Below are 22,356 nucleotides of genomic sequence, written 5' to 3'. Positions count from 1 at the left end.
CGTTGGCCAACATGGCCATAATATCCGCCAGAGGCGCCGCCGTTCCATCGGGAGCGCCAAGCGGCGCGAGAGACACCCAGCGCGGGCGGCTCAGCGGTCGTTGGTGTCGGAAGGGATGTGCGCGATCAACCTGTTGACCCGCATATCGTTTTCCGCCGTGCAGGCGAACAGCCGACAGATCCAGTCCATCCAGCGCGTCAGAATAGCCATGACCCTCTCCCTTATTTTGTCGGATGATAGCAGTTTGGGGAGGTGAAGAGAAGTCTAACCATGGTAGCGCCGCCGCATATTTCCGTGCCGCGGCGTCAGGAAAGACCATGCCTTTCTACCCCCCTTGCGATGGGACGACGGGGTCTTTATCAGCATCGGCGCGACAGGTTCCCCGAAAGGGGATGAAAAGGGAAGTCGGGTGGAAGGCTCGCGCTGCCCCTGCAACTGTAAGCGGCGAGCGATCCGGCCATCACGCCATTGGGACAAGGTTCCGAGAAGGCGGCCGGGAAGCATCGACCCGTGAGCCAGGAGACCTGCCTGACGCAGTCGTTCTTCGACCGGACAGGGTGCGCCGGCCGAACGGGGTTTTCCCTCGCGAAGCGACAGCCATCGCCTTGCCGGCGTGATCGAGCAGGGGGGAGTTTTGTCGCCTGTCCGGTGTCGGCCTGTCCTCCTCTGCCTGGTTTCCTGGCCGGGCATTTGCCGTCGGGCTGGAGGAAGCGGAATGACTGATATGTGGAGCTGTCGCTGATGTTGCGGGCCGTCGGGCGCGGGGCGTCGGTGGTGGTCTGTTCGACCTGCCGTCTGTCGGCGGAGAGCAGGGAGGATGAGTATGGTCGGCGTGGCGGCGCATTGCTGACCGAGGCGCTCCAAAAAATGCAGGAGAGCGACCCCGCCTATGCGGCGGTCGCGGTGCAGGACATGCCCTGCCTCTTCGCCTGCCAGCGCCATTGCACGGTGCATATCCGGGGAACCGGCAAGATCGGCTATGTGCTGGGCGACTTCACGCCGGACGAGGAGGCCGCCCGCGCCATATTGGATTATGCGGTGCGCCATGCCGCAAGCGAGGAGGGCGTGGTGCGCTATGCCGACTGGCCGCAGGGGGTGAAGGGGCATTTCATCGTCCGTACGCCGCCCGAAGGCTTCGTCTGCTCATGATCCGTTTCGATGATCGTGCGGCCTTTGCCGCCGCGCTGGCGGATTTGCCCGTGCGGGACGAAAGCGCCGTCGCAGCGGCGGCGGCGCGGCAGGCGGTGCTGACGAAGCCCGCCGGATCGCTGGGGCGGCTGGAAGAGATCGCCCTGTTCATGGCGGGCTGGCAGGGCCGGGAGCGGCCCCGGGCCGAGCGCATCCGCGCCGCGATCTTCGCGGGCAATCATGGCGTGGCGGCGCGGGGGGTCAGCGCCTTCCCGGCAGAGGTCACGGCCCAGATGGTCGCGAATTTCCGCCATGGCGGCGCGGCGATCAATGCTTTGGCGCAAGCCTGCGGCGCGGAGCTGACCGTGGTGGCGCTCGATCTGGAACGGCCGACTGGAGACATTTGCGTCGAAGCGGCGATGAGCGAGGCGGACTGCCTTGCCGCGATCAATGCCGGGGCGGCGGCGGTCGAACCAGGCCTCGACCTGCTGCTGCTGGGCGAGATGGGCATTGCCAACAGCACGCCAGCGGCGGCGCTTTGCGCGCAGGCCTTTGGCGGCGCGGCGGCGCATTGGGTCGGGCGCGGCACGGGCGTGGACGGCGATGGACTGGCGCGCAAGGCCGAAGCGGTGGCGCAGGCGCTGGCCCTGCACGGGGCGCATTGCGCCGACGCGTTCGAAACGCTGCGGCGGCTGGGCGGGCGCGAGATCGCGGCGCTGGCCGGTGCGGTGCTGGCGGCGCGGATGCTGCGCGTGCCGGTGATGCTGGACGGCTTCATCGGCTGCGCGGCGGTCACTCCGCTGGCGAAGGACAGTCCGGTGATCGTCGGCCATTGCCTGGCGGCGCATATGTCGGCCGAGGCGGGGCATGAGCGCCTGCTGGCGGCGCTGGCGCTGGACCCGCTGCTGCGGCTGAACATGCGGCTGGGCGAGGGCAGCGGCGCTGCGGTGGCGACGCAGATCGTACGGTCGGCTCTGGCTGCCCATGCCGGCATGGCGACCTTTGCGGAAGCGGCGGTGGCGGGCGCCTTGTGAGCACTTTCCCGCTCCACCTGATGCGCCATGGCGCGCCGCAGCTCGCCGGGCGGTTGCTGGGGCATCTGGACGCGCCGCCGGAAGCGGAGGGCATCGCGCTTTGCGTCGAGCGCGCGCGAGGATTGGACTTTGCGCGGGTGGTGACGTCCGACCTTGCCCGGGCGCGGGCGCCGGGCGCGATCATAGCGGCGGAGCGGGGCGTCGGCCATGGCGTCGACAGCCGTTGGCGGGAACTGCATTTCGGACGTTGGGAGGGGGCCGACCCGGCGACTCTTCCTTCTGCCGATCTGGCCCGCTTCTGGGACGATCCGGACGGCTTTCCACCGCCGGAGGGCGAAAGCTGGACCGATCTTTGCGGCCGGATACGGGACGGGCTGGGCGACCTTGGCGAGCCGGTGCTGGTGATTTGTCATGCCGGAGCGATGCGGGCGGCGCTGGCTGTCCTGTGCGGCTTCGACGTGTGGCAGGGTTGGGCGGTCGACCTGCCCTATGGCGCGGTGCTGAGTCTGCAGGTCTGGCCCGGCGAGCAGCCGTCGGCGCAGATTACAGGGCTGATGCCATGAAGCGGCTGGTGCTGGCCCTGCAATTGATGACGCGCTTGCCCTTGCCCGCGCTGGACGTCGATGAAGCGGATTTCGCTGCCGCGATCCGTTGGTTTCCCGCCACGGGGATCGCCGTGGGCCTGATCGTCGCGGGTGCCACCGGTCTTGGCCTCCGGATCGATCCATGGGCGGGCGCCTTGTGCGGCCTGCTGGCCTGGGTCACTGTTACTGGCGCGCTGCATCTCGACGGATTGGGCGATATCGCGGATGCGGCGGGCGCCGCGCATGGCGACCGGTCGCGCCTGTCCGCCGTTCTGGCCGATCCGCATATCGGCAGTTTCGGCGTGGTCGCCATCGGCCTGCAATTGCTGGCCAAGCTGGTGCTGCTGCGGCTGTGGGTGGAAATTTTCCCGCTGTGGATGCTGGTTCCCGTGGCGATGGCGGCGAGAATCGGCCCGCTGGTCTGGACGCGATGGCTGCCGCCACTGCACGAAGGGCTGGCGAGCCGATTTCGAGCAGGCTGGCGGGCGGCACCCCTTATCCTCTGGATGGCGCTGGGGCTGCTGCTGGGTTTCTGGGTGCCTGCCTTATGGGCGGCAGTCATATTGATTCCGCTCTGGGGGCTGTGGCTGCGGTCGCGGATCGGCGGCATTTCCGGGGACGGACATGGCGCTGGCATCGAACTGCTGGAAAGCGGCATGCTGGCCGTTATGGTGCTGGCGCGATGAGCGGCTTCACCTGGCATGGCGGACGACTGGCCGAGGCGCGGGCGGTCTATGGCGGTGCGGACTGGATCGACCTGTCGACGGGGATCAGCCCTCTGACATGGCCGGGGGCCGATCGCATCTCCGTGGATTGGCGATGCTTGCCCGACCCGCATGATCTGACGGTGCTGGAAGCGGCGGCGGCGGCGCATTTCGGCGTCGATCCCGATCATCTCTGCACTGTGCCGGGCAGCGAAGCGGGTTTGCGGCTGGTGGGCCGGATGCTGGACATGCCCGGCCGTTGGCGGATGCCGAGCTATCGCACCCATGGCGAGATTTTCGCGCAGGGCCGCCCGATGGCCGCCGGGGAAGATGCGTCTCGGGAAGCGGTTGCGCTGCTGTTCGCCAATCCCAACAATCCCGATGGCCGCATCCTGCCGCCTGCCCGTCTGCTGGAATGGCTGTCGGGATTGGAGCGGGCCGGGGGATGGCTAATCATCGACGAAGCCTATGCCGATGCCATGCCGTCATGCAGCCTGGCGGATGCGGTCGGGGACGAGCGGCGGCTGATCCTGCTGCGATCCTTCGGCAAGTTCTTCGGGCTGGCGGGCGTGCGGCTGGGCTTTCTCATCGGGCCGCGGGCGATCGTCGCGGAGGCGCGGCGGATGCTGGGGGAATGGCCGGTCTCTGCTGCGGCGATCGCGTTCGGGCGTGCGGCCTATGATGACCGGGCATGGATCGAAGAGGCGATTGCGGCTTTGGCGGAACGCGCGGCGCAACTGGATGAAGTGCTGGCGCGGCACGGACTGGCGGCGCGGGGGGAATGTCCGCTGTTCCGGCTGGTGGAGGTGGAGGATGGACCGGCCCTGTTCGACCGGCTGGCGCGGCGGGCGATCCTGACACGACCTTTTGAGGAAAATCGGCGCTGGCTGCGGCTTGGTCTGCCGGGCGATGCGGCTGCGCTGGCGCGGCTCGACCGGGCCTTGGCGGATGGCTGAGCCGGTGGCGCTGGCTGCGCTGATGCTGGACGTGGCTCTGGGCTGGCCGGTCTGGCTATATGCGCGGATCGGGCATCCGGTGGGTGGTTTTGCGCGGATCATCGGCGCGGTGGAACGGCGGTGGAACCAGGAAGCCTGGAGCGATCCGACCCGGCGATGGGCCGGAATTGCCCTGCTGTTGCTATTGCTGGGCGTTGCGGGAGGTTCCGGTCTCGCGTTGGAATGGGCGATCCGCAGGTGGGCCGGGGATATGGCGTGGATCTGGCTCGCGCTGGCGGCCTGGCCGGCGCTGGCGCAGCGCAGCCTCTATGCGCATGTGGCGCCTGTGGCGCGCGCGCTGGCGAGGGGAGAGCTGGATGCCGCGCGGCAGGCGGTGGGCCGGATCGTGGGACGCGATACGGATTCGCTGGACGAAGCGGGCGTTGCCAGGGCCGGGATCGAGAGCCTGGCCGAAAGCTTCTGCGATGGAATCGTCGCGCCGCTGTTTTGGCTCCTGCTGTTGGGGCTGCCGGGAATCTGGGCCTATAAGGCCGTGAACACCGCCGACAGCATGATCGGGCACAAGGAGGCGCCTTTCACGGATTTCGGCTGGGCGGCAGCGCGATTCGACGATCTGCTGAACTGGGCGCCGGCGCGGCTGGCGGCCTTTGTCCTTTGCATCGCGGGCGGCGGAGGATGGGCCGTGATGTGGCGGGACCATGGACGCCATGCCTCGCCCAATGCGGGTTGGCCCGAGGCCGCCATGGCCGGAGCGCTGGGGATAAGGCTGGCCGGGCCGATCCGCTATGACGGCGTGCTGCATGACAAACCATGGATCGGGACGGGTGGCGAAGCGGATGTCCGTGCCCTGCGGGCCGCGCTTCGGATCTATTTATGGGCCTGCCTGATGTTGTGGGGTCTGGCCGCGATCGGGGAGGGAATCGGATGACGACATTGCTGGTGCTGGGCGGATGCCGCTCCGGCAAGAGCCGCTATGCACAAGAGCGGTGCGAAGCCGTTTCAGACGGCAGCCTGGCTTATATCGCAACGGCGCAGGTCTTCGATGCGGAAATGGAGGAGCGGATCGCGCGCCACCGGAGCGAACGCGGCAGCCGCTGGCTGACCATCGACGCGCCCATAAACCTGGCTGAGGCGCTATCCGAAGCCGCAGGGAGGGCGGACGCGATCCTAATCGACTGCCTCACCCTCTGGCTTTCCAATCTCATGCTGGCGGAGGCGGATATTTCGGCGGCCCGGGCCGCTTTGGCGGGTGCTGTCGTCGCTTGTCCCATCCCCGTCACATTGGTGGCCAATGAAGTGGGACTGGGCATCGTGCCCGACAACGCCTTGGCCCGGCGATTCCGGGACGAGGCGGGGTGGCTCAACCAGCAGATGGCGACCCTGTGCCGGGAGGTCATATTGCTGGCGGCGGGGTTGCCCTTGACGTTGAAAGCTTAATATTGCACCATGGTATAGAATTTTAGTGATCCACCGATGGAATTGCAAGCTGATCGCCATTCTGTGGGTGAACAGAAACGCGACCTAGACGGGGGGATAAGAAAACTTCGTTGCGCAAAATGCCGGTGTAATATTTGGGTTCGTGCGTCTTGCCTGCTGCCATCCGAGGCAATAAGGGCGGAGACGGCTGAAAAGCTGTGGAGGGGTTTATGGAAGGCGGCTGGTCCGGCAGGGGGCATGAGTGTCGTAAACGCTACCACCAATTATTATTGGCTGAATATGATGGGCGGCATTTTCGCTCGGTTTCATGCCTGCTCAATCAGGGGGATGGTCTGTGAGTTCGCTTAATCCCGATTATTTGTTCGTGTTCATATTGGCGGCCTTTGTGGGTTTTCAGTTGATCAAGAAGGTATCGCCGCTGCTGCATTCGCCGCTGATGTCGCTGACCAATGCGATTGCGGCGGTGGTGGTCGTGGGCGCAATCACGATCACGGGGGAGGAAGGCGCGACGCCGCTGGCGAAGACGCTGGGCTTCATCGCGGTGTTCTGCGCCACGGTCAATCTGGTCAGCGGTTTCATGATCACCGACCGCATGCTCAAGATGTTCAAGCCGCGGGGGAAGTGAGATGAACGCATTCGTGCCCTTTGCGGCGATCCTCTCGTCCTCGCTGTTCATCCTGGCGCTCATGTGGATGAGCCACCCATCGACCGCGCGCCGGGGCGTGCGGGCAGGCGAGATCGGCATGGTCGTGGCCATTATCGGCGCGCTCGTGCAGCATGAGGTGGTCGATTATAATCTCATCATCATCGCGATGATCGCGGGCGCGGCCGCCGGTATCCCGATGGCGCTGCTGATGCCGATGACCGCGATCCCGCAGCGGACCGCGATCAGTCACGCTTTCGGCGCGCTGGCGGTTGGTCTGATCGGTGCGGCGGAATATTACAAGCATGCCCATGCCGAATATGCCGGCGGCTTCATCATGTGGGCGCTGATGTTCGAGATGCTGCTGGGTTTCCTGACCTGCACCGCATCGGTCATCGCCTTTGCCAAGTTGCAGGAGATCATGGGCAGCCGACCGGTGTCCTTCGTCGGTCAGCGCGTGCTGAACGGCGGCGTGGCGCTGGCGACGGTGGTGATCGGGGTCATGCTGGCGATCGATCCGACGCAGACCTGGCTGTTCCCCGCCTTCGTCGCGCTGGCTCTGCTGTTCGGCGTGCTGCTGGTGATCCCGATCGGCGGCGCGGACATGCCGACCGTCATCGCGCTGCTCAACAGCTATGCGGGTCTGGCGGCGAGCGCCATGGGCTTTGCCCTGGGCAACAAGCTGCTGATCGTGGCGGGCGCGCTGGATGGGGCGTCGGGCTTCATTCTGGCGGTCATCATGTGCAAGGCGATGAATCGCAGCTTCGCCAACGTCATGTTCGGCGGCTTCGGCAAGGTCGTGGCGGGCGCGGCGGGCGGCAAGGACGACCGGGTGGTGCGCTCCGCCTCTGCCGAGGAAGCGGCGATGCAGCTCGAAAATGCCAGTGTCGTGGTGATCATCCCCGGCTATGGCATGGCCGTGGCGCAGGCGCAGCATAAGGTGAGCGAGCTGTATCAGGCGCTGACCAAGAAGGGCGTGGACGTGAAGTTCGCGATCCATCCCGTGGCGGGCCGCATGCCAGGGCATATGAACGTGCTGCTGGCCGAGGCCAATGTGCCCTATGAGCAGTTGATCGAGCTGGACGACATCAACCCTGAACTGCCGCAGGCGGATGTCGCGCTGATCATCGGGGCGAACGACACGATCAACCCTTCGGCCCGCGACGATCCGCAGAGCGCCATTGCGGGCATGCCGATCATCGAGGCGGATCGCGCCAAGTCGGTGTTCGTGATCAAGCGCTCCATGAATGCGGGCTTCGCCGGGATCGACAATCCGATCTACTATAACAGCAATACCCAGATGCTGTTCGGTGATGCCAAGGACATGGTCGGCTCCATCGCCAAGGAACTCGCAGGCGGGGGCTCAGGGCTGCATTGAGGGCAAGTTGACAGAAGCTTGAACAGAAAAAGCCCGCCGGACATGTTCGGCGGGCTTTTTTGTGGACGGCGGCCTATCGTCCGCTCGCGAAATCCGCGCCAATGACCCGGTAGAGCAGGATGCGGTTCCGGATCAGTGTCAGGTTCGTCGCGATGGCGCTTTGTTGAGCATTGTAGAGACTGCGCTGGCTGGTCAGGCTGTTGAGGAAGGTATCGATGCCCGCGCGATAGCGTTCCTCGGCCAGTGTGTAGCTGCGCTGGCTGGCAAGGACCAGACGTTGCTGGGCAGCCTGCTGGTCGTCGATCGTGCCTTCGCGGGCTAGGGCGTCGGACACTTCCTGAAAGGCCGTCTGGATCGCCTTTTCATATTGGGCGAGGCTGATGTCGCGCTGCGCCTTGCTATAGTCAAGATTGCCGCGTGCGCCGCCACCGAAGATCGGCATGGTCGCAGATGGCGCCGCGGACCAGGCAAAGCCCCCGCCGGTGAAGAGCGAGGACAGCGCCGAACTCGCCACGCCGATGGCCGCGGTCAGGCTGATTTTCGGAAACATCGCCGCCCGCGCTGCCCCGATATCGGCATTGGCGGCCTTTAGCTGATGTTCGGCCTGCAACACGTCCGGGCGCTGGAGTAGCACGTTGGAAGAAAGGCCTGCGGGCACCTTTGCGACGCTGCCGGTCAGCTCTTGCAGCGATTGGGGCAGCAAGGCGTCCTCGACCGGGGCACCGACGAGAAGATCAAGCGCATTCCGATCCTGAGCGACCTGAGTGATTGTCGCGGCAATATCGCTGCGCGCCTGCTCCACCGTGGTTTCGGCCTGATGCACGTCGAGCTTGCCGATCAGGCCCGCACTATTGAGAGACCGGGTGAGGGCCAGCGTGCGTTCCGTGCTGGTCAGTGTCTGGCGGGAAAGTGCCAGCAATTCCTGGTCGGCGGCCAGGGTGGCATAGGCGCTGGCCGTCTCCGCGATCAGGGTGATGCGGGTCGCCCGCGCGCCCTCCTCCGTCGCGAGATAGGATTCGAGCGCCGAGCGGGTGAGGTTCTTCACCCGGCCGAACAGGTCGATCTCGAACGCGCTGAAACCGATGTCGGCACTGTAGCTGTTCTGGCGGTCATCGTTTCGCCGGACGAAGCTGGCCGCCGCCTCGCCCGTGACGGCGGGAAGCTGGGCGGCGCGCTGGACCCGATATTGGGCGCGGGCAGCCTCCACATTGGCGAGCGCGGCGCGCAGGTCGCGATTATTGGCGAGGGCGCGTTCGATGACCGTCCTGAGGCGTTGGTCGCCCACCAAGGCGGTCCAGGGCAGGCCGGGCTTTTCCGTGGCGACCGTCGGCGCATAGGCCTGGCCGCTGGGGAAGCTGGCGGGCACGGGCGGCGCGGGGCGGACATAGTGGGGCGCCATGTTGCAGGCCGACAATGCGGCGGCCGAGGTCAGGGCGAGGAGGGCGCGCTTCATGCCGGAACCTCCGTAGCGGGGACGGCAGCGGGCGGCGGATTCTCGCGGTTGAAGATGCGCATGATCGTCAGGAAGAAGAGAGGGACATAGAAGATGGCGAGCACGGTCGCGGTCAGCATGCCGCCGACCACCGCCGTGCCGATGGCGATGCGGCTCTGCGCGCCCGCTCCCGTGGCGATGGCCAGGGGGATGACGCCCGCGATGAAGGCCAGCGAAGTCATCAGGATCGGGCGGAAGCGCAGGCGCGCGGCCTCCAGAGCGGCGGCCGTGGCGTCCTTGCCCTGCAGATAGGCGAGTTCCGCGAATTCGACGATCAGGATCGCGTTCTTGGCGGCCAGACCCATGGTTGTGAGCAGGCCGACCTGGAAATAGATGTTGTTCTCCAGCCCGCGCAGCGTCACCGCCAGCACCGCGCCGATCAGGCCGAGCGGGATGACCAGCAGCACCGCGAGCGGGATCGACCAGCTTTCATAGAGCGCGGCGAGGCACAGGAATACCACCAGCACCGACAGGCTATAGAGCAGCGGTGCCTGCCCGCCGGAAAGCTGCTCCTGATAGGACAGGCCGCTCCAGGCATAGCTGGTGCCGGGCGGGAGCTGCTTTTGCAGCTTCACCATCTCGTCCATCGCTTCGCCCGAACTGGCGCCCGGCGCGGCCTGGCCCTGGATTTCATAGGAGGACTGGCCGTTATAGCGCGAAACGGTGGTCGGCCCCATCGTCCAATGGGTGGTGGCAAAGGCGGAAAAGGGCACCATTTCGCCGGTGGTGCTGGACCGCACCTGCCAGTTGTCGAGGTCCGTCGGCAGCGCGCGATATGGCGCGTCGGCTTGCATATAGACGCGCTTCACCCGGCCACGGTCGACGAAATCGTTGATATAGGTGCTGCCCCAGGCGGCGCTCAGCACATTGTCGACGCTGTTTTGGGTAAGGCCGAGGACGGCGAGTTTCTCGGAATCAACGTCGACCTTGAGCTGCGGCGTGTCCTCCAGCGTGGCGGCGCGCACGCCCGCCAGCTTCGGGTCGTTTGCCGCGGCCTTCATGAGCTGGTTGCGCAGCGCTAGAAAGCGCTCGCGGCTGAGGCCGCCGGTGTTCAGCAGCTCGAAGGTGAAGCCGTTGGACTGGCCCAGGCCGCGAATGGAGGGCGGGGTCATCGCCAGCGCCTTCGCATCGCGGATCGCGGCGAGCTGCTTGGTGGCGCGGTTCGCGATCATCGTCGCGCTGTTGGCCGCCCCCTTGCGCTCGTCCCATGGGGCCAGGTTGATAAACCCTTGCGCGGTATTTTCGCCCTGTCCCGCGAAACTGAAGCCCTGGGTGACGAAGGCGAAGGCGACATTGTCCTTTTCATCGCTCATGAAATAATTCTGGACGCGCTCCACCGCGGCAGCCGTGCGGGAGGATTTTGCGCCGGCGGGCAGGGTGATCTGAACCATCACCTGCCCCTGATCCTCCACCGGCAGGAAGCTGGTCGGCAGGCGGACGAACAGCAGCCAGAGCAGGGCGAGGATGACGGCATAGCCGATCCAGAAAAAGGTCCGGCGGCCGATGAAGCCGTTGAGCCGCGTCATATAGCCGTTGGTGACGCGGCTGAACCAGCGGTTGAACCTGCCGGTCCAGCCGCGTTCGCGATGCTCCTCGGCTATGGGTTTCAGGATCGTGGCGCAGAGCGCGGGGGAGAGGATCAGCGCGACCAGCACCGAAAGCAGCATCGAGGAAACGATGGTGATCGAGAATTGGCGATAGATGACGCCCGTCGACCCGCCGAAAAAGGCCATGGGCAGCAGCACGGCGGACAGGACAAGGGCGATGCCGATCAGGGCGTTGCCGATTTCCTCCATCGACTTGATGGTGGCGTCACGCGGGGAAAGTCCTTCCTCCTCCATGATGCGTTCGACATTTTCGACCACGACGATGGCGTCGTCGACCAGCAGGCCGATCGCCAGCACCATGCCGAACAGGGTCAGCGTGTTGATCGAATAGCCGAACAGCGCCAGCACGCCGAACGTGCCGAGCAGCACCACCGGCACGGCGATGGCGGGCACCAAAGTGGCGCGCCAGCTTTGCAGGAAGAGGAACATCACCACCACGACCAGCCCGACCGCTTCGATCAGCGTCTGAACGACTTCCTCGACCGATAGCTTGATGAAGGGCGTGGTGTCGCGGGGATAGGTGACGGTGTAGCCGTGCGGCAGGTTGGTCGACAGCTGCGCCACTCTGGCCTTGACCAGCTCCGCGGTCTTGAGCGCGTCGGCGCCCGGCGCGAGCTGCAGCGCCATGCCTGTTGCCGGATGGCCGTTCAGGCGGGCGGAGGAAGTGTAGCTTTCATTGCCCAGTTCGACCCGAGCCACGTCGGACAGGTGGACGACCGAACCGTCGCTCTGCGTCTTGACGATGATATTGCGGAACTGCTCGGGCGTTTGCAGGCGGGCTCGGGCGGTGACGGTGGCGTTGAGTTGCTGCCCCTCCGGCGCGGGATCGGCGCCGATCTGGCCTGCCGACACTTCGACATTCTGGCTGGCGATGGCGCTTTGCACGTCGGACGGCATCAGCTTGACCGTCGCCAGCTTATAGGGGTCCAGCCAGATGCGCATCGCATATTGCGATCCGAAGATCTGCGAGGAACCCACGCCGTCGACGCGAGCGATGGGATCCTGGAAATTATTGACCAGATAGTCGGCAATATCAGCCTGAGACGCCGTGTCGGTCCGGTCGTAGAGGCCGACCACCATCAAAAAGTCGTTCTGCGATTTGGTGACGGTCAGACCCTGTTGCTGCACGGCGTTGGGCAGGCGACTCAGCGCCTGCTGCACTTTGTTCTGCACCTGCACCTGCGCGGTGTCGGGATCGGTGCCCTTCTTGAAGGTGACGGTGATCCGCGCCTGACCGTTGGCGGTCGACGAGGAGGAGAAATACATGAGGCCGTCTATGCCGGTGAGTTGCTGCTCGATGACCTGGGTGACGCTGGTCTCGACGGTTTCGGCGGAGGCGCCGGGATAGTTGGCGCTGATATTGACCGACGGCGGGGCGATGTCGGGATATTGGGCGATCGGCAGGGTCAGCATAGCGCCCAGGCCCGCCATCATGATGCCGATGGCGATGACCCAGGCGAAAATGGGCCGTTCGATGAAAAAGCGGCTGAGCAAGGTCTCGACCCCTTATTTCGCGGCCTGATCGACGGGCACGGGTTTCACAGCGTCGCCGGGCTGCACCTTGTCGGTGCCTTCGACGATCAGCCTGTCGCCCTTTTTAAGCCCGCTGGTGATCAGCCATTTGTCACCCACGGCTTGCGCGGCGGTGACGATTCGGCGTTCGACCTTGCCCGACTTGTCCACGACCAGAGCGGTGGCGTTGCCCTTGGGGTCGCGGCTGATGCCCTGTTGCGGCACCAATATGGCGTTAGGAACGACCGATTGCGGGGCGACGACGCGCACGAACATGCCGGGCAGCAGCAGGCTGTCGGGATTGGGGAAGCGGGCGCGCAGCGTGACGGTGCCGCTGTCCGGATCGACGATCGGCTCGGCAAATTCGATGCGGCCTTCGAGCGGATAGTCGGTGCCGTCGTCCAGTTTCAGCCGGATCGTGGCGCTGGCGGGCAGCGCGTTGCCGGCGGCGAGGGCGCGGCGCAATTGGAGCAGCTTTGCGCTGGACTGCGTCACGTCCACGAAGATCGGGTCAAGCTGCTGGATGGTGGCGAGCGCTGTCGTCTGGCTGGCGGTCACCAGCGCACCGGGCGTGACTGAGGATCGGCCGATGCGCCCGCTGATCGGGGCACGGACCTGGGTGAAATTGAGGTTGATGCCCGTGGTCTGGAGCGTGGCGCGGGCTTGGCTCACGGCGGCAGCGGCCTGGCGGGCGGTGGCGATCACATCGTCGCGATCCTGCGCGCTCACTGCCTCGCTCTGGCCAAGGGCGCGGTAGCGATTGGCCCTGGCCTGGGCGGCGGCGGCGGTCGCCTGCGCGCTCGCCAGGGTCGCCTGCGCCTCGTCGCGGGAGGCGCGGTAGAGCGAGGGATCGATCTGGTAGAGCGGCTGGCCCGCCGTCACATAGGAGCCTTCGGTGAAGAGGCGCTTCTGGACGACGCCTGCCACCTGCGGCCTGACCTCCGACATCATGGTGGAGGCGGTGCGGCCCGGCAATTCGGTGGACACCGTTACATTCTGCGTCGTCAGCGTCACCACGCCGACCTCGACCGGCCCTTTTTTCGGCGGTTCCCTGTGACCGCAGGCGGCGACCAGCGCACAAAGCGCGATGGGGGCGATCCGGAGGGCAGAAAGGCGGCTGGGCATGGTCGGCGGACGGGTCCAAATGACGAGAGGGATCTTCGCCCGGCGCAGGGGGAGGGGAGGGACGCGCCGGGCGAAGGTCGGCTCCGTCATCCGGCGCCGACCTTGCCCTCATGATCGCTTGGCGCGCATCATTCCAGCGCGACTTATTGTCCCGATGGTTCAATCTGTAGCGGATTGTATCTTTATGTATCTGCGCGGGCGGCAGGCGCAGACTTGGCGCGAAAATGCGGCTAGAAGACGCCCATGCCCGATCCGTCCCGTCCGCCCCGCGTGATTGTCGTCGATGATGATGAGGATATCCGGGATCTGATCGTCGGTCAGCTTGCGCAGGAACGCTATGAGGTGCTGGCGGCAGGGAGCCTTGGCGAACTGCAAGCGCTGATGGCGACGCAGGCGGTCGACCTGATCGTGCTCGACCTCAACCTGCCCGACGGCGACGGGCTGTCGCTGTGCCGGGAATTGCGGGCGCAGGGCAGCGGCGTTCAGATCATCATGGTGACGGCGCGGGGCAGCGCCATCGACCGGGTGCTGGGGCTGGAGCTGGGCGCCGACGATTATCTGACCAAGCCGTTCGAGCCGCGTGAACTGCTGGTGCGTATCCGCAACCTGTTGCGGCGATCGCGGAACGAAGAGCCGGCGCGGCAAAAGACGGCGCGGATCGTGCGTTTCGGACCCTGGCGGCTGGACCTGTTCCAGCGCCGCCTGATCGCCAGCGACGACCGGCTGATCATGCTGTCCTCCGCCGAATTCCGCCTGCTCTCCCGCTTCATCGAGGAGCCCAATATGGTGCTTTCCCGTGAGGCGCTGGTGCCCGAGCGGCGGGCGACGGCGGCGTTCGATCGGTCGATCGATCTGCAGGTCAGCCGGTTGCGGCAGAAACTGGCCGACAGCCCCGGCGGCGACGGCCTGATCCTGACGGTGCGCGGCGAAGGCTATGTCCTGGCGAGCACGGTGACATACGAATGATGGTTCCGGTCGTGGCGCGGGCGCGCAATTTCTTCCGGTCGCTGGTGGGGCAGATCTTCCTGTTGCTGACGGTCGGCATGATGACCGCCGCTATCCTGGCGCTGCTGGTCGCGGAGCAGGCCCGGCATCTCGATTTCGAACGCTGGCGCCTGCAGCGCGTGGTGGCGAGCGCCGTCGACATCGCGCAGCGCCTCAGCCACGATCCCGTCCGGATCGAGGCGATGCTGAGCGACCAGCAGATCATGGGCGCCAGAACGGCGCCAAGTGGAATCGCCCTGACCGATCCGGACCCGGCCTTGGCGCACGCGCTGGAGGCGCGTTTCGGGCCGCATTCCAACCCGGAGGCGGGGCAGGTGCCTGCGGGGCTTTGCTTCCCTGCGAGCAAGGCTGATCCGAACAACCGTGCGGCCGGACTGATCGGCGCGCCCCGTCCCGATTGCTGGGTCGTCCGCTTTACCGATAGCACGGGCGAGCGGCGGTCGCTCGCGCTCTATCTGCCGCGCCTGGTCAAGCCGCCCAGCAATCTCGCCAAGCCGGTCTATCTGCTGCTGATCTTGCTCTCTTCGGCGGGCCTGGCGATCGTCGTCGCGCGCTTCGTCGCCAAGCCGCTGCGCCGGCTGGAACGGGCGGCCGAGGCCTTCTCCGTATCGATCGACCCGGAGGAAATTCCCGAACGCGGGCCGGAAGAGGTGCGGGCGGCGCTATCCACCTTCAACCTGATGCAGCGCCGGGTGCGGGCGGGCTTTGCCGAGCGGACGCAATTGCTTGCCGCGATCAGCCATGACCTTCAGACGCCGCTCACCCGCCTGCGCCTGCGGTTGGAACTGGTCGAGAATGAGGAATTGCGGGCGCGGCTGTTGCAGGATCATCAGGCGATGATGACGCTGGTGCGCGAGGGGCTGGACTTGGCGGCGAGCACGGAAGCGCAGGAGGACTGGTCGGTGATCGACATCGATTCGCTGCTCACCAGCATGGCGGAGGACGCGCAGGATCTGGGATCGCCGGTCCGTTTCCTGGCGGGCTGTGGCGGGACCGTGCGGGTCAAGCCGAATGCGCTCACGCGCTGCATCAGCAATCTGGTGAACAATGCGGTCAAATATGGCGGCAGCGCGGACATCAGTTGCGCACGGCAGGCGGGGCGCGTGCTGATCGAGGTGCGCGACCATGGGCCGGGCATAGCGCCCGATCAACTGGATCAGATGTTCGAGCCCTTCACCCGTGGAACGGCCGGTCAGCCGGGCGGCCGGCCGGGGACGGGAATCGGCCTCACCATAGCGCGGTCGCTAGCGCTGAGTTTCGAGGCGTCCGTGCGGTTGGCCAATGCGCCGGATGGGGGGCTGGTGGCTAAGATCGATATGAAGGCCTGAGAGTCTGTTTGGAAATGCGCCTTTGGACGCATAGCCGCACCGGCGCTAAAATGCGCTCTTCCGCGCGTTTCCAAACAGACTCTGACCGATCGACCCGGACTCAGGGCGGGAGAGCGCAATGGAACCAATGCAGCCTTGCCGAGATTATCTCCATTACCCTCTTCCCTCTCAAGGCCTCAGGTGACACTATGCATTAGATCGCGGCGGGGGAACGTCGCGCCGATTTGAAGATGCTGCATGACGGCGGCGCGGTAAGGTCTTGCCGGTCGCAGGATGACCGTCGTGCAAATGCCGGAAATGCTTTCGCGTCGCCGGACGAGCATCGTGCGTTCTTTTTTATAGAACTATGCAGATTAACTTTCGGACAGATTTGAATTTTTTACTCTATCATCCTTCTATTACACTGTTTTTACGGACCATATGGGTCTATATACATTCCATGGCTACTTTAGCGGGAGTCGCCAGTGACAAAAAATGAGCTGTTTTCCAGCTTTACGCGGAAGTTCGATGATCGGCGTCAGGCCGAAATGTCCGTCGAAGATTATCTGCTGGGGTGTCGCAACGATCCATTGATGCATGCATCAGCGCCGGAGCGATTGCTGGCGGCGATCGGTGAGCCGGAGATCATCGACACCTCGCGCGATCAGCGGCTGGGCCGGATCTTCATGAACCGGACGATCCGACGCTATAAGAGCTTCACCAATTTCTATGGCATGGAAGGGACGATCGAACATATCGTCAGTTTCCTGCGCCATGCCAGTCAGGGATTGGAGGAGCGCAAGCAGATACTCTACCTGCTGGGTCCGGTCGGCGGCGGCAAGTCGTCGCTGGCGGAACGGCTGAAGGCGCTGATGGAGGTTCATCCCATCTATGTGCTGAAGGCGGGGGACGAGATCAGCCCGATCTTCGAAAGCCCGCTCGCGCTGTTCGATGCCGAGCAGCATGGCGATTTCATCGAGGAAAATTACGCCATCCCCCGGCGGCGGCTGACCGGCATGATCAGCCCCTGGTGCCGTAAGCGGCTGGACGAGTTTGGCGGCGACATCTCGCAGTTCAAGGTCGTCAAGATGATGCCATCGCGCATGCGGCAGGTCGCCATTGCCAAGACCGAGCCGGGTGACGAGAACAACCAGGACATTAGCTCGCTGGTCGGCAAGGTCGACATCCGCAAGCTGGAGATGCTCTCTCAGAACGATCCCGATGCCTACAGCTATTCGGGTGGCCTCAACCGGGCGAACCAGGGGATGCTGGAATTCGTCGAGATGTTCAAGGCGCCGATCAAGATGCTCCACCCGTTGCTGACCGCGACGCAGGAGGGCAATTATATCGGCACGGAGAATATCGGCGCCATTCCCTATAACGGCATCATCATGGCCCACTCCAATGAATCGGAATGGGCGAATTTCAAGAATAACAAGAATAATGAAGCCTTTATCGACCGCATCTATGTCATCAAGGTGCCTTATAGTCTGCAGTCCACTGAAGAACGGCATGTTTACGAGAAATTGCTGAGGGAATCCGATCTCAGCAAGGCGCCCTGCGCGCCGGGGACTTTGGACATGTTGGCGCGCTTTTCGGTGCTGACCCGGCTGCGCGAACATGAGAACAGCAATCTCTATTCCAAGATGCGCGTCTATGACGGTGAAATGCTGCGGGAGATCGACCCCAGGGCCAAGAGCTTGCAGGAATATCGCGATGCCGCGGGCGTGGATGAGGGGATGTCAGGCATTTCGACCCGCTTCGCCTTCAAGGCGCTTTCCGCCACGTTCAACCATGACACGATCGAGATCGCGGCCGACCCGGTGCACCTCATGTATGTGCTGGAAGGCATGGTGCGGCAGGAGCAGTTCCCGGCCGAGGTCGAGGCGCGCTATCTGGAGTTCATCAAGGGCGAGCTGGCGCCGCGCTACGCCGAGTTCATCGGCAATGAGATTCAGAAGGCCTATCTTGAATCCTACCATGATTATGGGCAGAATCTGTTCGACCGCTATGTCGCCTATGCCGACGCGTGGATCGAGGATCTGGACTTCAAGGATCCCGACACCGGGCAGTTGCTGGACCGGGAAATCATCAACCAGGAACTCTCCAAGACCGAGAAGCCCGCAGGCATCGCCAATCCCAAGGATTTCCGCAACGAGGTCGTGAAATTCGCGCTGCGCATGCGGGCGAGTAATGACGGGCGCAATCCGTCCTGGACTTCTTACGAGAAGATCCGCGAAGTCATAGAAAAGCGGATGTTCAGCCAGGTCGAGGATTTGTTGCCGGTCATCAGCTTCGGGTCGAAGAAGGATGGCGACACCGCGAGCAAGCATGACGAATTCGTCGCGCGGATGATCGAAAGAGGCTATACTGAGCGGCAGGTCCGGCGGCTTGTCGAATGGTATATCCGCGTGAAACAGGCCGGTTGATGGAGGGCGCATAAGCCACCATGCACATAGTCGACAGACGGCTGAATCCAGGAGGCAAGAGCCTGGTCAACAGGCAACGCTTCCTGCGGAGGGCAAGAGCCTATGTGCAGCAGGCGGTGCGCGATAGTCTGAAGGATCGCAGCATCAAGGATCTGGACAAGGAAGGCCAGATTTCGATCCAGCGCGACGTCATCCACGAACCGACGCTGCATCGCGCCGCGCAGGGCGGCAATCGCGAACGGGTGTTCCCCGGCAATCACGACTATATGGAAGGCGACCGGATCAAGCGGCCCGATGGCGGCGCGGGTGCGGGATCGAAAGCCGGGCAGGGCGAGGGGAATGACGATTTCCAGTTCGCTCTCAGCCGGGAAGAATTTCTGGACCTGTTCCTGGACGATCTGGAGCTGCCGGACCTGGCCAAGCGGCGGCTGATCGGCGGGGCGGTCGACGGAATTCGGCGCGCTGGCTATTCGACGGCCGGCAATCCGTCCAACCTGTCCGTGCCGCGCACCATGCAGAAGGCGATGTCGCGGCGGCTGGCGCTGCGTCGTCCCAAGGGCGCCGATCTTGCGCGGATCGAGGAAGAGATTGCGCTGATCGAGGCACGCGATCCCGCCTTGCCCGACGACGCCGTGCGGCTGGAGGCCTTGCGGGAGGAGCGCTCGACGATCATCCGGCGGCGCAACCTGATCGCCTATATCGATCCCGTCGACCTGCGCTACCGCCGGTTCGAAACGGTGCCCAAGCCCGTGGCCCAGGCGGTGATGTTCTGCTTGATGGATGTATCCGGCTCCATGACGGAGCATATGAAGGATCTGGCAAAGCGCTTCTTCGCGCTGCTGCATCTGTTCCTGACGCGCTGCTACGAGCATGTCGAGGTGGTGTTCATCCACCATACCGACCGGGCGGCGGAAGTGGACGAGCAGACCTTCTTCTACAGCACGGTGACGGGCGGGACTTTGGTATCGAGCGCGCTGGAAAAGCTGATCGAGGTGGTGCAGGAACGTTTCCGGCCGGACGATTGGAACATCTATGTGGCGCAGGCGTCGGACGGCGACACCATGCAATCCGACAATGGCCGGGTGGTCAGCCTGATGCAGCAGGAAATCCTGCCCTTCAGCCAATATTTCGCCTATCTGGAGGTCGGGCGCGAGGAATTCGCGGATATAGAGACGGTCGGCACGGCGACGGGGCTGTGGCAGGCCTATGCGCCGGTCAGCGAGGCCCACCGCAATTTCGTGATGCGCAAGGTGCATCACCGGCGCGAAATCTATCCCGTTTTCCGCGAATTGTTCCAGCGCAAGGGCGTGGCGGAGCGGAGTTCATGATGGTGGAGTTGGCATGACGGGCGCTTTGGCACCGGCCCCGCTGTTCACGGGGAGCGATTGGGACTTTTCGCTCATCAACCGCATCCATGATACGATCGAGCCGATCGCGCTCAAGGATATGAAGCTGGATATCTATCCCAACCAGATAGAAATCATCAGCGCGGAACAGATGCTGGACGCCTATTCCTCCATAGGCATGCCGCTTTTTTACAAGCATTGGTCCTTCGGCAAGCAGTTCGTGACCAATGAAATGATGTACCGCAAGGGGCTGCGGGGCTTGGCCTATGAACTGGTCATCAACTCCGATCCCTGCATCAACTATCTGATGCAGGAAAACAGCGCGACCATGCAGACTTTGGTCATCGCGCATGCCGCCTTCGGGCATAATCATTTCTTCAAGAATAATTATGTCTTCAAGCAATGGACCGATGCGGAAGGGATTCTCGACTATCTGGAGTTCGCCAAGCGCTATATCGCGCAATGCGAGGAGCGCTATGGCCAGTTGCCGGTCGAGCGGGTGCTGGATGCCGCCCATGCGCTGATGAACCAAGGCGTGCACCGCTATCCTCGCGTCCGGCCGAGAGACCTCAAGGCCGAGGCAGCGCGGGAAGCGGAGCGTCAGGCCTATCGCGACCGGATTTATGACGATCTGTGGCGCACGGTGCCCACAGGAGCCAAGGCCGACGCGATCCCCAGCGACGCAAGGCGCGCAGCCCTTGGGCTGCCGCAGGAGAATATCCTCTATTTCCTTGAAAAGACCGGCCCCCGGCTGGAAAGCTGGCAGCGGGAAATATTGCGGATCGTGCGGCTGATCGCGCAATATTTCTACCCTCAGCGCCAGACCAAGGCGATGAATGAGGGATGCGCCACCTATACCCATTATCGTATCATGACGACACTGCATGAACGGGGTTGGATCACCGACGGTTCATTCATGGAATTCCTGCAATCCCATACCAATGTCGTCTATCAACCTACTTATGATTCAGGACATTTTGGTGGATTCAATCCTTATGCGCTGGGTTTCGGCATCATGTCGGACATTGAGCGCATCTGCCGCGAGCCGACGGAGGAGGACCGGCAATGGTTCCCGGAAATCGCCGGATCGGGCGACGCGATGGAGGTATTGAAGGATATCTGGGCCAATTATCGCGATGAAAGCTTCGTTTCGCAATTTCTGAGCCCCCATCTGATCCGGCAATGGCGGCTGTTCAAGATTCTCGACCGGCAGGGCGAGTCGGAGTTACGGGTCGACGCCATTCATGATGAGCGCGGTTATCGGCGGATTCGGCGCTCTTTGGCGCGGGAATATGAAATCGGGCGGCAGGAACCGGACATCCAGGTGGTCGATGTCGACCTGGCCGGCGACCGCAAGCTGATCGTGGAGCATGCGGTGCTGGATGGCGTGCAACTGGACGCGGGCGATGCTGCCATGGTCTTGCAAAACCTCGCAAATCTCTGGGGTTACGAAGTGCTGTTGACGGAGGTCGACTCCGAAACGCGCAAGGCGTTGAAGAGCCACAGCGCGCAGCCCACCGCAGGGTGGTTGCGCTAAGCCGGTGCGCGGGGCGGACGGGTGCTGGGCGCAGGCAAGATTCCGTTTCCAATCCGTGTTAGGAACGGCTAAGTTGACCGCCGGTTTTTCGTGGGCGAAGTTTGATCTGTCGCTCTGCCAAGGCGATGGAGAGGATGAGCCCCCGCGACAGGCAGGAGTTCGATTCATGACGAATGCTCTTACATCAGAAGAGTGTCTTGACCGGGCAAGGATGCATGAACAACTGGCGGCGACGACCGCCGATGCCTCGGCGCGCATGATGCATCAGGCCATGGCCGCTGAATTTCGCCGCCGGGCCGAAATGGCGGTCGACGGCGTGCGCCAGGTAGCCAGCAGGCCCATCATCGAATTGATGCCCAACGTCGCTTGATGGCTTCAGGGCCGTTGGGCTCGATCGCGCTTGCGTAAAAGATAGATATCCATGATCCAGCCCTGTTCCTTGCGGAGCATGGCGCGGCGTTGGATGATATCTGGTCCGGTCATGGCCAGCGGGCCATGTGCCAGCGTCTCTTGCGGCATGCCCAGATAGGCGCCCCACCATATGTCGATGCCTTCGGCCGCCAAGGTCTGGAAGGCGCAATCGCCGTCCAGCATGACGACAAGGCTGTCGGCACCGTCCGGCCAGCCCTGTTCGCGAAGGCGGCGGCCGGTGGTGATCAGCACGGGCTCTGCCAGATCGTTGAGGCAGATGCCGTGGGCGGCGGTCAACGCCTGGATGCTCGTGATGCCGGGGGTGACGCGGACCCTGACGTTCGGCAGGCGCGCGGCGATGCGAAGGCTGCTGTCGTAAAGCGATGGATCGCCCCAGACCAGCAGCGCAAGCGTGCCGCCGTCGGGAAGGTATCGGGCGATCTGCTCCATCCAGAGCGCGGCGATAGCGTCGTGCCAGTCGAGGACGGCGTCGACATAATCCTGTCGGTCAGCGCGCCGGGGCATATCGAATTCCACGATCCTGACCGGATTGGTCAGCAATTCGGCACAGATCGTCCGGCGCAGGTCGATGAGGTCGGATTTCTCCTCGCCCTTGCGGGGCAGCAGGATGAGGTCGGCCGCGTTCATCGCCTTCACCGCCGCGAAAGTCAGATGGTCGGGATTGCCCGTGCCGATGCCGATGAGGTGGAGGGTGATCATG

19 protein-coding genes and 1 riboswitch are annotated in these 22,356 nt (G+C 64.1%); of the genes, 15 read left to right on the top strand and 4 right to left on the bottom strand.

What is annotated here, in order from left to right; all coding sequences use genetic code 11:
* Positions 1-358 precede the first annotated feature (358 nt).
* Positions 359-546, top strand: a riboswitch (cobalamin riboswitch).
* A 195-nt stretch (positions 547-741) separates the two neighbouring features.
* The 9 genes from K426_RS22465 (at position 742) to K426_RS22425 (ending at position 7,864) form a co-directional block, all read left to right on the top strand.
* Entirely contained in the window at positions 742-1,149 is a 408-nt protein-coding gene (locus K426_RS22465; protein ID WP_066563811.1) for a DUF1636 domain-containing protein, read from the top strand.
* Positions 1,146-2,162, top strand: a complete 1,017-nt coding sequence (gene cobT / locus K426_RS22460; protein WP_066562555.1) for a nicotinate-nucleotide--dimethylbenzimidazole phosphoribosyltransferase — start codon at positions 1,146-1,148, stop codon at positions 2,160-2,162. The genes K426_RS22465 and cobT overlap by 4 nt, the downstream gene beginning before the upstream one ends.
* A complete protein-coding gene (locus K426_RS22455; protein ID WP_066562553.1) occupies positions 2,159-2,725 on the top strand; it encodes a histidine phosphatase family protein in 567 nt (188 codons plus the stop codon). Before cobT ends, K426_RS22455 begins: the two co-directional genes overlap by 4 nt.
* Positions 2,722-3,432: an adenosylcobinamide-GDP ribazoletransferase gene (locus tag K426_RS22450; protein WP_066562551.1), complete on the top strand. Its 711-nt coding sequence runs from the start codon at positions 2,722-2,724 to the stop codon at positions 3,430-3,432. The genes K426_RS22455 and K426_RS22450 overlap by 4 nt, the downstream gene beginning before the upstream one ends.
* Positions 3,429-4,406 carry an aminotransferase class I/II-fold pyridoxal phosphate-dependent enzyme gene (locus K426_RS22445; RefSeq protein ID WP_066562550.1) on the top strand — a complete coding sequence of 326 codons (978 nt, stop codon included), beginning with the start codon at positions 3,429-3,431 and terminating at the stop codon, positions 4,404-4,406. The genes K426_RS22450 and K426_RS22445 overlap by 4 nt, the downstream gene beginning before the upstream one ends.
* A complete protein-coding gene (cbiB, locus tag K426_RS22440; RefSeq protein WP_066563818.1) occupies positions 4,399-5,334 on the top strand; it encodes an adenosylcobinamide-phosphate synthase CbiB in 936 nt (311 codons plus the stop codon). Before K426_RS22445 ends, cbiB begins: the two co-directional genes overlap by 8 nt.
* Positions 5,331-5,843 (top strand): bifunctional adenosylcobinamide kinase/adenosylcobinamide-phosphate guanylyltransferase, encoded by a 513-nt coding sequence (gene cobU, locus K426_RS22435; protein ID WP_197672823.1) that lies wholly within the window; start codon positions 5,331-5,333, stop codon positions 5,841-5,843. The genes cbiB and cobU overlap by 4 nt, the downstream gene beginning before the upstream one ends.
* A gap of 334 nt (positions 5,844-6,177) precedes the next feature.
* The gene (locus K426_RS22430; protein ID WP_082749005.1) at positions 6,178-6,468 is read left to right on the top strand and encodes an NAD(P) transhydrogenase subunit alpha; all 291 of its coding nucleotides are present in this window, start codon (positions 6,178-6,180) and stop codon (positions 6,466-6,468) included.
* Between the two features lies 1 nt (position 6,469).
* Positions 6,470-7,864, top strand: a complete 1,395-nt coding sequence (locus K426_RS22425; protein ID WP_066562547.1) for an NAD(P)(+) transhydrogenase (Re/Si-specific) subunit beta — start codon at positions 6,470-6,472, stop codon at positions 7,862-7,864.
* Between the two features lie 73 nt (positions 7,865-7,937).
* On the opposite strand, the gene K426_RS22420 is transcribed toward K426_RS22425, so the two are convergent.
* From K426_RS22420 to K426_RS22410, 3 genes are read right to left on the bottom strand one after another with little or no spacing between them, the layout of a single operon-like run.
* Positions 7,938-9,317 (bottom strand): efflux transporter outer membrane subunit, encoded by a 1,380-nt coding sequence (locus tag K426_RS22420; protein ID WP_066562546.1) that lies wholly within the window; start codon positions 9,315-9,317, stop codon positions 7,938-7,940.
* A complete protein-coding gene (locus tag K426_RS22415; RefSeq protein WP_066562545.1) occupies positions 9,314-12,457 on the bottom strand; it encodes an efflux RND transporter permease subunit in 3,144 nt (1,047 codons plus the stop codon). The genes K426_RS22420 and K426_RS22415 overlap by 4 nt, the downstream gene beginning before the upstream one ends.
* A 12-nt stretch (positions 12,458-12,469) precedes the next feature.
* Entirely contained in the window at positions 12,470-13,600 is a 1,131-nt protein-coding gene (locus K426_RS22410; protein WP_066563809.1) for an efflux RND transporter periplasmic adaptor subunit, read from the bottom strand.
* A gap of 243 nt (positions 13,601-13,843) precedes the next feature.
* On the opposite strand from K426_RS22410, the gene K426_RS22405 reads away from it, so the two are divergent.
* The 6 genes from K426_RS22405 (at position 13,844) to K426_RS22380 (ending at position 21,594) form a co-directional block, all read left to right on the top strand.
* Entirely contained in the window at positions 13,844-14,566 is a 723-nt protein-coding gene (locus K426_RS22405) for a response regulator (RefSeq protein WP_066562543.1), read from the top strand.
* A complete protein-coding gene (locus K426_RS22400; RefSeq protein ID WP_066562541.1) occupies positions 14,563-15,933 on the top strand; it encodes an ATP-binding protein in 1,371 nt (456 codons plus the stop codon). Before K426_RS22405 ends, K426_RS22400 begins: the two co-directional genes overlap by 4 nt.
* Before the next feature lie 464 nt (positions 15,934-16,397).
* Positions 16,398-18,341 carry a PrkA family serine protein kinase gene (locus K426_RS22395; RefSeq protein ID WP_066562540.1) on the top strand — a complete coding sequence of 648 codons (1,944 nt, stop codon included), beginning with the start codon at positions 16,398-16,400 and terminating at the stop codon, positions 18,339-18,341.
* Positions 18,342-18,361: 20 nt separating this feature from the next.
* Positions 18,362-19,669: a YeaH/YhbH family protein gene (locus K426_RS22390; protein ID WP_066562538.1), complete on the top strand. Its 1,308-nt coding sequence runs from the start codon at positions 18,362-18,364 to the stop codon at positions 19,667-19,669.
* 13 nt (positions 19,670-19,682) lie between these two features.
* Positions 19,683-21,224: a SpoVR family protein gene (locus K426_RS22385; RefSeq protein ID WP_066562536.1), complete on the top strand. Its 1,542-nt coding sequence runs from the start codon at positions 19,683-19,685 to the stop codon at positions 21,222-21,224.
* A 73-nt stretch (positions 21,225-21,297) separates the two neighbouring features.
* Positions 21,298-21,594 (top strand): hypothetical protein, encoded by a 297-nt coding sequence (locus K426_RS22380; RefSeq protein WP_237230150.1) that lies wholly within the window; start codon positions 21,298-21,300, stop codon positions 21,592-21,594.
* 5 nt (positions 21,595-21,599) lie between these two features.
* On the opposite strand, the gene cobF is transcribed toward K426_RS22380, so the two are convergent.
* Entirely contained in the window at positions 21,600-22,355 is a 756-nt protein-coding gene (gene cobF, locus K426_RS22375) for a precorrin-6A synthase (deacetylating) (RefSeq protein WP_066562532.1), read from the bottom strand.
* Position 22,356 lies beyond the last annotated feature (1 nt).

This window comes from Sphingobium sp. TKS, assembly GCF_001563265.1.
In the GTDB taxonomy this organism is placed as follows: Bacteria; Pseudomonadota; Alphaproteobacteria; order Sphingomonadales; family Sphingomonadaceae; genus Sphingobium.
The sequence above is the reverse complement of the archived record's forward strand: the minus strand, read 5'-3'. Positions and strand labels throughout refer to the sequence as shown.